Annotated in this window: 12 protein-coding genes, 1 tRNA gene and 1 other RNA gene; 7 read left to right on the top strand and 7 right to left on the bottom strand. The window is 69.1% G+C overall.

Translation table 11 applies throughout. From position 1 onward, the window contains the following. Window position 1: 1 nt before the first annotated feature. The 3 genes from C9E82_RS07655 to aceB all read right to left on the bottom strand — a co-directional run bounded on the left by C9E82_RS07655 (window position 2) and on the right by aceB (window position 4,719). Window positions 2-919 carry a dihydrodipicolinate synthase family protein gene (locus tag C9E82_RS07655; RefSeq protein ID WP_119896675.1) on the bottom strand — a complete coding sequence of 306 codons (918 nt, stop codon included), beginning with the start codon at window positions 917-919 and terminating at the stop codon, window positions 2-4. Window positions 920-1,360: 441 nt separating this feature from the next. Further along, on the bottom strand, window positions 1,361-2,971 hold the full coding sequence (locus tag C9E82_RS07650; protein WP_119896674.1) for an isocitrate lyase: 1,611 nt from the start codon (window positions 2,969-2,971) through the stop codon (window positions 1,361-1,363). Between the two features lie 125 nt (window positions 2,972-3,096). Beyond that, entirely contained in the window at window positions 3,097-4,719 is a 1,623-nt protein-coding gene (aceB, locus tag C9E82_RS07645) for a malate synthase A (protein ID WP_119896673.1), read from the bottom strand. Window positions 4,720-4,880: 161 nt separating this feature from the next. Here aceB and C9E82_RS07640 point away from each other — a divergent pair, with 161 nt between their 5' ends. The 5 genes from C9E82_RS07640 (at window position 4,881) to C9E82_RS07620 (ending at window position 11,124) form a co-directional block, all read left to right on the top strand. Continuing rightward, window positions 4,881-6,317 carry a helix-turn-helix domain-containing protein gene (locus C9E82_RS07640; protein WP_119896672.1) on the top strand — a complete coding sequence of 479 codons (1,437 nt, stop codon included), beginning with the start codon at window positions 4,881-4,883 and terminating at the stop codon, window positions 6,315-6,317. A 113-nt stretch (window positions 6,318-6,430) separates the two neighbouring features. Then, window positions 6,431-7,948: an ABC transporter substrate-binding protein gene (locus C9E82_RS07635; RefSeq protein ID WP_119896671.1), complete on the top strand. Its 1,518-nt coding sequence runs from the start codon at window positions 6,431-6,433 to the stop codon at window positions 7,946-7,948. A 7-nt stretch (window positions 7,949-7,955) separates the two neighbouring features. Beyond that, complete coding sequence (locus C9E82_RS07630) at window positions 7,956-8,891, top strand: ABC transporter permease (protein ID WP_119896670.1); 936 nt, start codon at window positions 7,956-7,958, stop codon at window positions 8,889-8,891. After that, a complete protein-coding gene (locus tag C9E82_RS07625) occupies window positions 8,891-9,706 on the top strand; it encodes an ABC transporter permease (RefSeq protein WP_119896669.1) in 816 nt (271 codons plus the stop codon). Before C9E82_RS07630 ends, C9E82_RS07625 begins: the two co-directional genes overlap by 1 nt. Then, entirely contained in the window at window positions 9,703-11,124 is a 1,422-nt protein-coding gene (locus tag C9E82_RS07620; protein WP_119896668.1) for an ABC transporter ATP-binding protein, read from the top strand. Before C9E82_RS07625 ends, C9E82_RS07620 begins: the two co-directional genes overlap by 4 nt. A gap of 35 nt (window positions 11,125-11,159) precedes the next feature. Here the strand turns inward: C9E82_RS07620 and C9E82_RS07615 are convergent, their stop codons facing one another. From C9E82_RS07615 to C9E82_RS07605, 3 genes are all read right to left on the bottom strand, one after another. After that, window positions 11,160-11,897 carry a hypothetical protein gene (locus C9E82_RS07615; RefSeq protein WP_240643411.1) on the bottom strand — a complete coding sequence of 246 codons (738 nt, stop codon included), beginning with the start codon at window positions 11,895-11,897 and terminating at the stop codon, window positions 11,160-11,162. Continuing rightward, entirely contained in the window at window positions 11,897-13,363 is a 1,467-nt protein-coding gene (locus tag C9E82_RS07610; RefSeq protein WP_119896667.1) for a metal-dependent hydrolase family protein, read from the bottom strand. The genes C9E82_RS07615 and C9E82_RS07610 overlap by 1 nt, the downstream gene beginning before the upstream one ends. A 187-nt stretch (window positions 13,364-13,550) precedes the next feature. Beyond that, window positions 13,551-13,627 (bottom strand) — tRNA-His (locus C9E82_RS07605). Window positions 13,628-13,729: 102 nt separating this feature from the next. On the opposite strand from C9E82_RS07605, the gene C9E82_RS07600 reads away from it, so the two are divergent. Continuing rightward, window positions 13,730-13,948 carry a DUF6324 family protein gene (locus tag C9E82_RS07600; protein ID WP_119896666.1) on the top strand — a complete coding sequence of 73 codons (219 nt, stop codon included), beginning with the start codon at window positions 13,730-13,732 and terminating at the stop codon, window positions 13,946-13,948. On the opposite strand, the gene C9E82_RS07595 is transcribed toward C9E82_RS07600, so the two are convergent. Continuing rightward, window positions 13,929-14,408 (bottom strand): MmcB family DNA repair protein, encoded by a 480-nt coding sequence (locus tag C9E82_RS07595; protein ID WP_420849791.1) that lies wholly within the window; start codon window positions 14,406-14,408, stop codon window positions 13,929-13,931. The genes C9E82_RS07600 and C9E82_RS07595 overlap by 20 nt on opposite strands. A gap of 93 nt (window positions 14,409-14,501) precedes the next feature. Between C9E82_RS07595 and ssrS the strand changes: the two genes are divergently transcribed. Next, window positions 14,502-14,659, top strand: a non-coding RNA gene (ssrS, locus tag C9E82_RS07590) — 6S RNA. Window positions 14,660-14,782: the final 123 nt, after the last annotated feature.

The following is a 14,782-nucleotide window of genomic DNA, read 5'->3' as shown; positions in this document are numbered from 1 at the left end:
CTCAGTTCCCTTCCGTGATCGCCCTGACGGCGGTTTTCAGCACGCGGATCACCTGTTCAAGCTCGCGCTTGTCGTCCTTGTTCAGGCCCCGCAGCGGCGGGCGCATCGGGCCGGCGCGCAGGCCGGTGGTCTCGACCCCGTGCTTGACGCATTGGATGAACTTGCCGCCCTGTTCCAGCACCCGCATCAGCGGCATCATCGCCGACATGATCTGGCGGCCGCGCGTGAAATCGCCGCGCACGGCGCAGGCCTCGTAAAGCGCGACATGTTCCTCGGGCAGGAAGTTCGAGCCGGCGCAGATCCAGCTGCGCGCGCCCCAGGCGAAGAATTCCAGCGCCTGGTCGTCCATGCCGCAGGACAGCTGGATATGCGGATAGTCCCGCGCCAGCAGGTGCACCCGGTTGATGTCGCCCGAGCTTTCCTTGATCCCGATCACGTTCTTCGAGCGGCCGACGCGGTCCAAAAATTCGCGGCCCATCTGGACGCCCATCCGGCCGGGATAGTTGTAGAGGATGATCGGCAGGTCGGCGGCACGGTCGATGGCCAGCGCGTTCAGCGCGTTCTCCTGCTCGGTCGGGACGGAATAGGGCGGCGTGCCCAGAAGGATCGCATCGGCCCCCATCTCGCGCGCGCCCTTCGCCAGGGCGATGGAATCCGGGGTGCGCATCGCGCCGGTGCCGACGATCACCGGCAGCCGGCCGTTCGCGCAGCCGGTGATGAAGCGGGCCAGCTCCAGCCGCTCCTCGACCGTTTCGGCATAGTTCTCGCCGGTCGAGCCGCCCGAGATCAGGCCATGCACACCCGCCGCGACCAGGTGTTCGACCAGATCGGCAAGCGCGTCGAAATCGATCGAGCCATCCGCGTGGAACGGGGTGATCAGCGGCGTGTAGATGCCTTCCAGCACCAGCCGGGATGTCATGTGGCGGCCTCCTCTGCGCGGACTTGTGTCTGCCGTGGTGGTAGGACAGCCGGCCGCCGCGTCGCAAAGGAGAATGTTCAGAGGGTTCGCATTAGTAAAACTATGCCAGGCCGCGCGGGCGGGCGAAGGGTCCCCTGCAAGATGGCGCGCACCGCCCGTCAGCGCGTCCGAGGCGGCGCCGCCCGAACAGGGCCGGCCGGCATCCTCGTCGAAGCCGATCGGGAAGCTGTCCTTGCCGCCATTGCCGATCAGCCTGTCGTTGCGGGTCAATCCCGATTGCGGCCCAAGACCGAAGCCGCGCTGCGCCACCTGACCGCTGCGGGGCGAAGGTTGCGCCGTCGCTTGACCCGCCGGCCGGGATGCCAAAGCGCCGCCCCTTTCGGGACGGCGCACCGGCGAGGCGGCTCCAACGCCAGCAGGACCGCCCTGCCGGATCGCCTGTCACTCGGCGGCGAACTGGTTCATGGTGTTCGCCTGCCCGCCGGCCTTCAGCGCGCGTTCGCCGGCGACCATCTCCTTGAAGCTGTCGCCCAGGTCCGAGCCGACCTCGTGCTGGTGCCGGACCGCGCCGATGCCGCGGCGGATCTCCTCGCGCTGCACGGTTTTCACATAGGCCAGCATCTTCTGGTCGCCGAAATAGCCGTGCGACAGCTCGTCCACCGACTTGGCGGTCAGGTGGAAGGTCGGCAGGGTGATCAGGTTGTGGAACACCCCCGCGCGGGCCGAGATGTCGGTCTGGAAGCGCTGCAGGCGGACATCCGCCTCGCGGCCCAGATCGGTCTCGTCGTAATCGGCCTTCATCAGATCAACGCCATCGGGATAGTCGGCCTCCGCGATCCGGCCCTCGGCCAGCCACTGGGCCCGCACCTGCTTCCTGAGGTTCAGCGTCCAGTTGAAGCTGGGCGAGTTGTTGTAGGTCAGCTTGGCATCGGGCACGGCCTTGCGGATCTCGGCCACCATGCCGGCGATCTCGTCGACATTGGGCGTGTCGGTCTCGATCCACAGCAGGTCCGCGCCGCCCTGGGTCAGCGAGGCGATGCAATCCTCGATCACCCGGTCGCGGCCGGTGCCTTCCTTGAAGGGGAACAGCCCGTTCGCCAGGCGCAGCGGACGCACGAATTCGCCGCCCTGATAGATCGCCAGCTCGCCCTCGCGGATCGGGTTGGCCGCCGAGATCGGCTCGGTCTTCAGCCATTTGACATATTGGCTGGCCAGGTCGCCGGGCTGCTGGCTGACCGGGACCTTCTGGGTCAGGCCGGCGCCGAGGCTGTCGGTGCGCGCCACGATCACCCCGTCGTCCACGCCCAGTTCCTCGAAGGCCAGGCGGCAGGCGCGCAGCTTCTCGATGAAATCCTCGCGCGGGACGGTGACCTTGCCGTCCTGGTGGCCGCATTGCTTGGCGTCGGACACCTGGTTCTCGATCTGCAGGCAGCAGGCGCCGGCCTTGATCAGCTCCTTGGCCAGCAGATAGGTGGCATGTTCGTTGCCGAAGCCCGCATCGATATCGGCGATGATCGGCACGACATGGCTTTCGAAATTGTCGATCCTGTCGATGACGGCCTTGCGCTCGTCCTCGGACCCGGCGGCCTTCAGTTCCTTGAACAGGTCGTTGATGGCGACCTCGTCGGCCTGGCGCAGCGAGACGTAGATTTCCTGGATCAGGTCGGCCACGGCGGTCTTTTCATGCATCGACTGGTCGGGCAGGTGGCCCCAGCGGTTGCGCAGGCCGGCGACCATCCAGCCCGACAGATAGACATAGGTGCCCTTCGCCGTGCCGCGCAGGCGCTTGACCGCCTTGATCATCTGCTGGGCATGAAATCCCGACCAGCAGCCCAGGCTTTGCGTAAATTTCGACGGATCCGCGTCATAGGCCGCCATGTCGGCGCGCATCACGCTCGCCATGCCGCGGGCGATGTCCAGATGCGTGTCATAGGTGTTCTGCAGCCGCAGCTGCACGATGTCATCGATCGAAACGCCACCGGGGGTCCGGCCGGAGGGGTAGCGGGACAGCAGCTCGGCACGGATCTCCGAAAAAGTCGCGCGGTTCGTCATGGTTCTTCCTTTCAACATGAAGGTTTCCGGTTCTGGCAGGCCGGCCCCGGTCGGGGGCCTGGTCCGGGGGGCAGCCGTCGGGGATCGGGCCGCCGAAGGGCGAAAGCAGGGTGATCGGGTCCATCTCAGTCCAGCGCGTCCAGCAGCTGGCTGGCCGGGGCGGTGATGAAATCGGGCAGGGTCCGGGCGGTGACCGCATCCTGCACGATCCGCGCGGCCGAGGCGTAATGGCCGCGATGGAAGCCGCCGGGGCCCAGCTGGTCGAGGATGCGGGCGATCTCGTCCTGCATCATCCGGCCGAAGCGTTCCTCGGTCAGCGGGGCCTCGGCGCCATCCGCCATCGCCACCGGGGTGGCGTGGCGGATCCACTGCCACAGCTGCGCGCGGCAGATCTCGGCGGTGGCGGCGTCCTCCATCAGGTTGCTGATCGGCACCGCACCCCGGCCCGACAGCCATTGCGCCAGGTATTCCACCGCGACCGCGATATTGCCGCGCACCCCCGCCTCGGTCACCTGTCCCTGATGCGGCTTCAGCAGCATGGCGGGCTGGATGCGGTATTCCTGGCGCGGCTTGCGGATCTGGTTCGGCCCCGGCATGGCCGTGTCGAAGACCGCACGGGCGACGGGGACCAGGTCGGGATGGGCGACCCAGGTGCCGTCATGGCCCAGCTCGACCTCGCGTTGCTTGTCGGCGCGGATGCGGGCGAAGGCGGCCTCGTTCGCGGCCGGATCGCCCTTGACCGGGATCGCCGCCGCCATGCCGCCCATCGCATGGATGCCGCGCCGGTGGCAGACCTTGACCAGCCGCGCCGCATAGCTGGCCAGGAAGGCGCGGTCCATCGCAAGCTGTGCCCGGTCGGGCAGCACATAGGCGGGATGGGCGCGCAGGGTCTTGATATAGCTGAAGATATAGTCCCAGCGGCCGCAGTTCAGCCCGGCGATATGGTCACGCAGCCCCCAGACGATCTCGTCCATCTCGAAGGCGGCGGGCAGGGTCTCGATCAGCACCGTGGCCTTGACCGTGCCCGGCGCCAACCCGACGCGCTCCTGCGCGAACAGGAAGACCTCGTTCCAGAACCGCGCCTCGCGATGGCTTTCCAGCTTGGGCAGGTAGTAGAACGGCCCCCGGCCCGAGGCCGCCAGCGCCCGCCCGCAGTGAAAGATCGTCAGCCCGAAATCAAACAGCGCCGCCGAGACCGGCTGGCCGGCGATCAGCACATTGGATTCCGCCATGTGCAGCCCGCGGGGCCGCACGATCAGCAGCGCGGGATCGGCGCCGACGCGATAGGACCGGCCGGTCTTCGGATCGTCGAATTCCAGCACCCCGTCGCGATAGTCCAGCATGTTGGCGTGGCCCGCGACGATATTGGCGAAGCTGGGCGCGGTCGCGTCCTCGAAATCCGCCATGAAGACCTTGGCGCCCGAATTCAGCGCGTTGATCATCATCTTGCGGTCCACCGGGCCGGTGATCTCGACCCGGCGGTCGGCCAGGGCCTCGGGGATGGGCGCGGCCTGCCAGATGCCCTGGCGGATGTCGCGCGTCTCGGGCAGGTAGTCGGGCAGCTCGCCCCGGTCGATGCGTTCCTGGCGGCGCTGGCGGGCGACCATCAGCGCGTGAAGGCGCAGGCCGAAACGGGCCTGAAGCTCGGCCAGGAAGGCCAGCGCCTCGGCTGTCAGGACATGGTCGGCCCCCGGCGCGTCGCGCAGGACGAGGGGCGGCGGAACGGTGGCGGTGCGATCCAGTGGCATGGCGGGCTCCGGGTGAATCATGCGGTGATGTCACCCTAGTAATGTCATGCTGCATGTGCATTATGACTTTTGGAATAACGGGTTTTGCTGTCATTTCTGTCAGGCGGCTTTTGGTTGGTTTGTAAGTTTTGTCACATCACGGCACCCAGCAAGAGGCACCCATGGCGGCGCGCGGCGAGAAACTGATCATCGGCCAGAGGCTGCGCGTGCTGCGCCAGTCGCTGGGGCTGACACAGGCGCAGATGGCGACCGAGCTGGGCGTCTCGGCCAGCTACATCACCCTGATCGAATCCGACCAGCGCCCCGCCTCGGCCCGGCTTCTGATGCGGCTGGCCGAGGTCTATGACCTGAACATCGCCGAGCTTGCGCCCTCGACCGATGCCCAGCTTGCGGCGGATTTCGCGGCGGCGCTGAAGGATCCGGGGCTGGGCGCCGGCCCGCTGCCCCGCGCCGAGATCGAGGCCGTCCTGCAGGCCTCGCCGCGCATCGCCGCCGCCTTCGTGCAGCTGCACGAGCGCCACCACGAGGCCATCCTGCGCCCGCAGGCCGACGACAACCCGCTGACCGACCGCGACAAGGTCGAGGCGCTGGCCGGCACCTCGCGGCCGGTCGATGCCGTGCGCGGCTGGTTCTATGCCCGCGGCAACCATGTCGATCCGCTGGACCGCGACGCCGAGGCGCTGGCCGAAAGCCTGGGCCTGCATCGCAACGAGCCGCATATCGCGCTGAGCGCCCGGCTTGGCGCCCATGGCATCCGCACCCGGATCCTGCCCGCGCAGGTCATGGGCGACCAGCTGCGCCGCTATGACCCGCATCACAAGGAGCTGCTGCTGTCGGAACTGCTGGGCCAGTCCAGCCGCCGCTTCCAGATCGGCGTGATGCTGGCCCGGCTGGAGCAGGAAGCCGCGATCTCGGCGCTGGTCGAGGAGGCCGCCCTGCCCGACCCCTCGGCGCGGTCGCTGATGCGCGTCAGCCTGGCCAACTACTTCGCCGCCGCGCTGCTGATGCCCTATGGCCGCTTCCTGGCGGCCTGCGAATCGGCGCGCTATGACGTGGAGCTGCTGGGCCATCGCTTCGGCACCAGCTTCGAGCAGACCGCCCATCGCATGTCCACCCTGCAGCGCCCCAATGCGCGCGGCATCCCGTTCTTCTTCGTGCGCGTGGACCGCGCCGGCAACATCTCGAAACGCTTCAGCGCCGGGCGCTTCCCCTTCTCGCGCTTCGGGGGGACCTGCCCGCTGTGGAACATCCACGCCGCCTTCGAGACGCATGAACAGGTCCAGACCCAGGTCATCCGGATGCCCGAGGGCACCAGCTATTTCTCGATCGCCCGCACCGTCGCCCGGACCGGCGGCAGCCACGGCGCCCCGGCGCAGCGGCTGGCCATCGGGCTGGGCTGCGACGTCGCCTATGCGCCGCGCCTGGTCTATGCCGACGGCATCGACCTGGAGCGCACGCGGCCGGTCGATATCGGGCTGAACTGCTATCTCTGCGAACGCAGCGACTGCGCGGCGCGCGCCCACGCCCCGATCAACCGCCGCCTGAAGGTCAACGAACGCGAACGCAGCCTGGCCATCTTCCGCTTCGAGGAAGGCTGACGCCGGCCCACGGGCCGCGGCGGGAACGGCTTGCCACCGCTTGAACGGGATGTAATAACATCACCAATTATGGTGACTCGCCCCCGCATCCTGCCTGCCGACGGAGATCCTTCATGAACGCTGCATCCAGACTTGCCGCCGCCCTGCTGGCCGGCTGCGTCGCCGGCACCGGCGCGCTTGCCCAGACGCTGAACGTCGTCGGCCCTTGGGAGATCGCCGGGATCGACCCGGCCCAGACGGGATATGTCTTCAGCCGAATGCAGGTGGCGGAAACGCTGGTGACGACCGAACCCTCGGGCCAACTGGCGCCCGGCCTGGCCGAAAGCTGGTCGGTGGATGCGGACGGCCTGACCTGGCGCTTCGCCCTGCGCGGCAACGCGGTCTTCCACGACGGCACCCCGGTCACGGCGGAAATCGCCGCCCGCAGCCTTGAACGCGCCCGCGACGGCGTGGGCGTGCTGGAGCAGGTGCCGATCGCGGAGATCACCCATGACGGGCCCGAGGTGGTCATCCGCCTGAACTCCTCCTTCGCCGCCCTGCCCGCCTATCTGGTGCATTTCAGCACGATCATCCTTGCGCCGTCGTCCTATGACGATGCGGGGCGGGTGACGCAGATCCTGGGCTCGGGGCCCTATCGCATCGACCGGCTGACCCCGCCGCTGAAGATGGAGCTGGTGGAATCGGGGCAATGGTGGGGCGGCAGTCCGGGCATCGCCGAGGTCAGCTATACCGCCGCCGGCCGCGACGAGACCCGCGCCATCATGGCAGAAAGCGGCGAGGCTGACCTGGTGTTCTCGGTGCTGCCGGTCTCGGTCGACCGGCTGCGGCGCAATCCCGACCTGGACATCCAGATCGCCACCATCCCGCGCAGCCGCATCGTCAAGCTGAACGCCGCCTCGCCCTTCTTCGACGATATCGCGGAACGCCAGGCGATCAGCCATGCCATCGACCGCCTGGGGATATCCAATGTCATCCCGCGCAACCCGGATCTTGCGGCGACCCAGCTGTTCCCGCCCGCCATGCCCGGCTGGCACCAGGCCGATCTGCCGCCGCTGGAACACGATGCCGGGCGCGCGGCGGAACTGCTGGCGCAGGCGGGCTGGACGCCGGGCAGCGACGGGATCCTTCAGCAGGACGGCCGGCGCTTCAGCGTCACCCTGCTGACCTATTCGAACTGGCCCGAGCTGCCGCCCATCGCGACCGCGCTGCAGGCGCAGCTGCGCGAGGTCGGGATCGAGATGAACGTCGCGGTCGGCAACAGCTCCGAGATCCCCGCCCGCCATCAGGACGGCACGCTGGAAATGGCGCTGATCTCGCGGCTCTATTCCATCGTCCCCGATCCGATCGGCGCGCTGCTGACCGATTACGGCCCCGGCGGCGGCGACTGGGGCGCGACCGGCTGGGACAACGACCAGATGCAGGCCGTCATCGCCGACCTGGCCGCGACGGCCGACCCCGAGGCGCGCGCGCCGCTGCAGCGCCGGGCGGTCGAGATCCTGCAGGAGGAACTGCCCGGCATCCCCGTCACCTGGTCCGAGCTGGCCATCGTCTCGGGCAAGCGGATCACCAATGTCCAGGTCGATCCGCTGGAGGTGAATTACGGCCTCGCCGCCATCCGTTGGGCCGAGTGATCCGGCGATGCGGCGCTTTCTTCTTCTGCGGCTGGCGCAGGCCGGGATCGTCACGCTGGTGGTCGGCGCGGCCTGCTTCGCGCTGATGCGGATGCTGCCGGGCGACCCGGCGATGCGGATCGCGGCGGGCCGCTATGGGCCGGATGCGCAGATCGCCCAGGCGGCGGAACGGGTGCGGCTGGAACTGGGGCTGGACCGGCCGCTTGCGGTCCAGTTCCTCGACTGGCTGGGCGATCTGGCGCGGTTCGACCTGGGCCATTCGCTGGTCACCGGCGCCCCGGTCCTGGAGGAGCTGAAGGTCCAGCTTGGCGCCTCGGCCTGGCTGGCGTTCTGGGCGGTGGCGGTGTCGCTGTTGATCGGGCCCCTGGCCGGCGTGCTGGCCGGAATGCGGCCCGGAGGAATGGCCGACCGCGCCGGGCTGGCGCTGTCGATCGGCCTGCGGGCGGTGCCGCCCTTCCTGCTGGCGCTGGGGCTGATGCTGGTCTTCGCGGTCGGGCTGCGGCTTCTGCCGGCGGCGGGCTATGGAACGGCCAGGCAGATGGTCTTGCCGGCGCTGACGCTCGGCCTCGGGCTGGCCGCCGTTTCCAGCCGCGTGACCCGCAACGCGGTCGCGACCGTCACCCATGCGCCGCATTACCTCTTCGCCCGCCACAAGGGCCTGCCCGAAGCCGCGCTGATCCGCCGCCACGGGCTGCGCAATGCGGCCACTCCGGTCATCGCCTATCTGGGCGTGCAGGCGATCTATCTGGTCGAGGGGGTGGTGGTGGTCGAATCGATCTTCGCCTTCCCCGGCATCGGCCATGCCCTGGTCCATGCCATCGTGGAGCGCGACGTGCCGATGGTGCAGGGAACCGCCCTGGTGATGGGGCTGATGTTCGTGGCGATCACCGCCATGGTCGACGCGATCACCGCCTGGCTCGACCCCAGGCCGAGGAGCGCGTGATGACCCATATCGCCGCGACACCGATCCCCCGCCGCCCGTCCCGCACCCGCCTTGCCGGCGCGCTGCTGCTGGCGCTGCTGGCCGGTTTCGCGTTGCTGGGGCCGGTCCTGATCGAGGCCGATCCCGCGCGGCAGGATTTCTCGGCCAGCCTCGCCCCGGCGGGCGGCGAATATCTGCTTGGCGCCGATCACTATGGCCGCAGCCTGCTTGCCCGGCTGGCCCATGGCGCGCGGCTGTCCTTCGGCATGGCCTTCCTGTCCGCGCTGGCGGCGGCGGTGCCGGGCGTGGCGCTGGGGCTGCTGGCGGCCTGGCGGGGCGGCTGGACCCGGCGCGTGCTGGACTTTTTGTCGATGATCGTCCTGGCCCTGCCCGGCCTGCTGCTGGTGCTGCTGCTTCTGGCCTTCGCGCCGGGCAATTTCGGGCCGCTGTTCCTGGGCCTGGCGCTGACGCTGTGGGTCGAGTTCTACCGCGTCACCCGCGCCTCGGCGGCGGTGCTGCTGAGCCAGCCGCATATCGAGGCCGCGCGGCTGCTGGGCTTCCCGCCGCTCTATATCCTGCGGAAGCATGTCGCGCCGTCGCTGGCGCCGACCGTCACCACGCTTGCGGCCTTCGCCATGGCGGCGGCGATCATCGCGGTCTCCACCCTCAGCGCGATCAGCGTCGGGCTTCAGCCGCCCACGCCAGAGCTTGGCAACATGATGATCGAGCTGCTGCCCTATTATTCCGAGGCGCCGCTGCATGTGCTGCTGCCCGCCATCCTGATCTTCCTGATGGTTCTGGCGCTGCAGCTTCTGGCACGGAGGGACACGGCATGAACGCAACCGTCCAGGTCGGGGAACTGGCCGTCCAGCGGCTGGCCATCCATTCGGGCCCCACGGCCGTCGTCCCCGAGATTTCCTTCACGCTGGCGCCCGGCCGGCCGCTGACGCTGCTGGGCGAAAGCGGCTCGGGCAAGTCGCTGGTCGCCCATGCCATCATGGGCAGCCTGCCCTCGGGGCTGGCCGCGACCGGGTCGATCCTGTTCGACGGCGCCGATCTTCTGGCCGAGCCGGCCGAGCGGCGGCGCAGGCGCTGGGGGCGGCAGATCGCGCTGCTGCCGCAGGAACCCTGGCTGGCGCTGGACCCGACCATGCGCATCGCGCCCCAGGTGGCCGAGGTCCATCACTATGTCCATGGCCGCGACTGGCGGAAAAGCCGCCAGCGGGCACGGGCGGACCTGGCCGAGGTCGGCCTAGCCCGCGCCGCCGCCAGCTATCCCTTCCAGATGTCGGGCGGCATGTGCCAGCGCGCGGCCATCGCCATCACCCATGCCGCCAAGGGCAGCTTGCTGATCGCCGACGAGCCGACGAAGGGCCTGGATGCGCAGCTGTGCACGGGCGTGATCGCCGGGCTGAAGGCCGAGCGCGATGCGGGCCGGCTGCTTCTGACCATCACCCATGACGTCTCGGTCGCACGCGCGCTTGGCGGCATGATCGGCATCATGCTGGATGGCCGCATGGTCGATTACGGCCCGGCCGAGCGGGTCCTGTCCGCGCCGGGCGATCCCTACAGCCGGGCGCTGCTGGCCGCCGATCCGGCGGGCTGGCCGCAATGGCGCCCCCCGGCCCGCGACGGGGTGGTGCTGCGCGGGCGCGGGCTGGCGAAGTCCTTCGGCGACCGGCGGCTGTTTCACGGCATCGACATCGAACTGCCGGCAGGCCAGGTCCTGGGCATCACCGGTCCCAGCGGCTGCGGCAAGACCACGCTCGGCAATGTCCTGCTGGGGCTGGTTCCGCCCGACAGCGGCGCGGTCCAGCGCCAGCCCGGCATCGCGCGCCAGCGGTTCCAGAAGCTCTGGCAGGACCCGCCCGCCGCCTTTGCGCCAAGGCAGCGGATCCGACAGGGCCTGGCCGATCTTGCCCGGCTGCATGGCAGGTCCTGGGCGGCGGTGCAGGCGCTTCTGGACCGCCTGCGCCTGCATGACAGGCTGCTCGACCGCCATCCCGCCCAGATTTCCGGCGGGGAGTTGCAGCGTTTCGCCCTGCTGCGCGCGCTGCTGCTGGAGCCGGTCTTCCTGTTCGCCGACGAGGCCACCTCGCGGCTGGACCCGGTCAGCCAGAAAGAGGTGATCGACCTGCTCAAGGACATCGTCGTGGAAACCGGGATGGCGGTGCTGATGGTCACGCATGATCGCGCCCTGGCCGACAGGATCGCCGCGAAGGTCGTGGAATTCGAGGGTCCCCGCCCCGGATGATGCCGTTCCGCGATCGCGGGCGGGTCCGGGCGCGCTCAGAACCGCAGGGTGACGCCCAGCAGCGGGCCGCCCATGGTCATGTCGATGCGCGTTCCGCCCTCGCGATAATCCACGCTCAGCTGCCGGTAGCCGCCCGAGACATAGAGCCTGTCGGTCAGCTGGTAATTCGCCGTCGCGACGATCTGGCTGGTCCGCTCCGAGCCGACGCCGAAGCCGCCGAAATCGGCATAGAACAAGGCGCTCCAGCGCGGCGACAGGGTGAAATTCGCCCGTAGCGCGACGATCGGGTCGATGAAGTCCTTGTCCCCGCTGCGATGGACCGCGCCGCCCATCACGTCGACCAGCCCGTCGATCTGCCACAGCCGCGCGCCGCCCAGCACGTCAAGATGCATGTCGGGCGTGTCCAGCGCGCGATAGCCCGCCGCCAGGGTCAGCGAGCTTTGCCGGATCTTGCCCCGCGCGGGCACGCCCGGCGGCACCAGCCCCTCGCGCGAGCTGGACGAGACGCTCAGATCGCCCATCAGCACCAGCCGGTCCCGGCGGGCATAGCCCGACAGGAAGAAGGCGCCGTCCAGATCCTCCATCACCTCGGAAAAGGACTTGTCCAGCGTCAGGGTCGGCGCGCCGGTGAAGGGCGTGACGTCGCCGCCGATCCCCGCGCCCCAGACATAGGGCGTGACCTGGCCGGTCCAGCCGCCCTCCTGCGCCGCGGCGGGCAGGGCCACCGCCGAAATGACCAATGCGCCAAGCGCGGCGATCCTTGCCATGGCCATCACTCGCCCCCCCGCAGGCTGTCCTTGTGGATCCGGCCGTTCTTCACGATCAGCCGCAGATTGCCGGTATCGGCCAGCCATGACAGGTCGGCCTCGGGATCGCCCTCGACGACCAGCAGGTCGGCCAGCGCGCCCTCGGCGATCACCCCCAGCCGGCCGTCATAGGGCGCGCGCGGCCCCGACAGCGCCAGCAATTCGCCCGCCGCCCCGGTCGCGCGATAGAGCGCCTCCAGCGGCGACATGAAGCGGGCCAGCTTGGCCAGCTGCCGCCCCTGGCTTTCCCCGCCGCCATAGAGGATGTCGGTGCCGAAGGCCCAGTCGACGCCATGGGCCTGGGCCAGCTCGAAGGCGCGCACCGTGCCCTCGGCCACCATGCGCTGGCCGGCCTGCGCCTTGGGATCGGCATATTGGTTGGCGTCCTCGTCGGCCAGGAAGGGCTGGATCGACCACCATGTGCCGTGATCGGCCATCATGCGCACGGTTTCCTCGTCGGCCAGCTGGCCATGCTCGATCGACCGCACCCCGGCGCGGATGCAGCGCTGGATGCCCTTCGAGGTATAGACATGGGCGCAGACATAGGTGCCCCAGTCCTCGGCCGCCTCGACGACGGCGCGCATCTCGGCCTCGGTGAACTGGGTGGAATCGAGCGGGTCGTATTGCGAGGCCACGCCGCCGCCCGCGGTGATCTTGATCTGGCTCGCGCCCTTCATCAGCTGCTCGCGCGTGCGGCGCAGCGCCTCGGGCACGCCGTCGGCGATGGCCGTCATGCCCTGCCGCATCGCGTAATCGGCCGGGTCCGAGGGCATCATCGGCAGCGCGTTCGAGAAGCGGAAATCGCCGTGGCCCGAGGTCTGCGAGATCATCGCCCCCGAGGGGAAGATGCGCGGCCCCTCGACCACGCCCCGGTCGATGGCCGCCTGCAGCCCGAAGGCCGGGCCGCCGACGTCGCGCACCGTGGTGAAGCCGCGCATCAGCGTCGCCTGCGCCTCGCGGCCCGCCATCAGATGCACGAAGCCGATATCCTGGGTCATCGCCGCGATCTGGCTGACCGAGGCCAGGGTGGCGTGCCAATGGGTATCGATGAGGCCGGGAATGACCGTGCGCCCGCCGCAATCGATCCGCTCGGCATCCTCGGGTCCCTGCCCGGCGGCCGGCAGGGCGGCGATGGCGCCGCCCTCGACCAGGATCTCGACGCCTTCGCGGATCGACAGCGCCATGCCGTCGAACAGCCGCAGATTGGTCAGCAGCAGCGGCCGGGCCGGCGCCTGCGCCTGCGCCCGGACCTGCCGCGGCGCCAGGCCGAAGGCCGCGAACATCCCGACCACGGCGGACATGCCGCCGACAAGCTGGCGACGCGAGATGTCGGCCTCGATCCGCCGCATCGCCGCCTGGGTCTCGGGCGTGCCGCAATGGCAGAAATGAAGGCGGGCGGGTTCGGCGTCAGTCTCGAAGCAGGCACGGCACATCGGCACTCTCCGGTTGATTCCATGCCGAGGATAGCCGAGAAAGCTGATTTGAAAAGGAAAATGACGCCGCCAGCTGCGCAGCGCGGCCATCGCCGAAGGAGCGCGCTGTCCCAGGGACGGCCCGGCGGCGTCACGGCAGCCGCAAGCTTCAAGCCGCGGGGCTTACCGTCCAACCCGTTGATTGGGATGGTACCGCCTCCCCGGCTTGAACGGGGGACCTCTGGATCCACAATCCAGCGCTCTAACCAACTGAGCTAAGGCGGCACGGATGCGGTGTGTAAACCCGCTTCGGTCAGGTTGCAAGCCTGTCTTGCCGGGATTTTCCCGAAGGGTTACAGAAAACCCTTCAACAAGAGGGGAAGGGCCGTGAGCATCAACAGCGAAAGCCAGGTCGCCGCCAATCTGCAGGTCGGTCCGACCGATCGCGGCATGGTGCGGATCTATGTCGAGGGCGAGGGCATCGACCTGCCGCTGGATTTCGACCCCGACGAAGCGACCGAGATCGCCGAGGAACTGCTGGCCGCGGCCGAGGCCGCGCGGGCCATGGGGCCGAAGGGCGGAAAGCCTAGAAAACCCCGGCGCTGAGCATTTCGGGATCCTGCAGCCGCTGCAGGCGCAAGGCGGCGGCGCGGGCGAAGTCGCGCATCAGCCGGTTGCGCCGCGCCCCGGCCAGCCGCGCCTCGGGCGCCATGCGCCGGATCTCGGCGCCGTAGGGATCGGCCAGGATCAGGCCGGTATCATCGGGCAGAAGCCCGGCCGGAAAATCCCCGTCCACGGCCCAGAAATAGCGGTCGCACCAGTCCAGATAGCCCTGCCACTTGCGGTCGCAGGCGAAATCGGCGCGGCTGCTCTTGCATTCGACGATCCACAGCTCGCCCTTCGGGCCGAGGCTGATCAGATCGACCCGAAGCCCGCGCGCCGGGACGAATTCGGTCAGCACCGCATGGTCCAGGCTGACCAGCAGCCGCGCGACGCCGCGCGCCAGCCGCTGGCCGGGCATGGGGGGCAGGATCGGGTCAGTGGCGGTGCTTGGCATGAGGCGCATCATAGAACAAAAGCGAAACATCATGCAAGCGCCCGGCCAGCCGCGCCAGGTGCTTGAAAGCGGCGGGCATCCCCCCTATCTGTCGTTCCTGGCGGGTTTCTGCTCTTCTCGCGAGCGGCCATTTTTCCACTGGCCTATAACTTTTCCGAGGGGGCCGGCTCTGGCGTGATCCTGGTCACGTTACCTGGCGCCCACCTGGTACTCCAGGCTTTCGGGAAATCTCGTGCTGCCGCGGTCGCTGCGGTTCCCGCCGCCCATCCAGAACAAGCGCCAGCCGCCCTGCCCCCTGCAGCGGCGGCTCTTTTCATGCGCCCCTTCCGCATGAAAAAGGGCGGCCTTGCGGGCCGCCCTTCGAGAGAGACTTCGATCCGAGG

The sequence above is a fragment of the Paracoccus sigandri genome (assembly GCF_003709565.1).
Classification (GTDB): Bacteria; Pseudomonadota; Alphaproteobacteria; order Rhodobacterales; family Rhodobacteraceae; genus Paracoccus; species Paracoccus siganidrum.
Note: the sequence above shows the minus strand (reverse complement) of the source record. Positions and strands in the feature narration are given on the sequence as shown.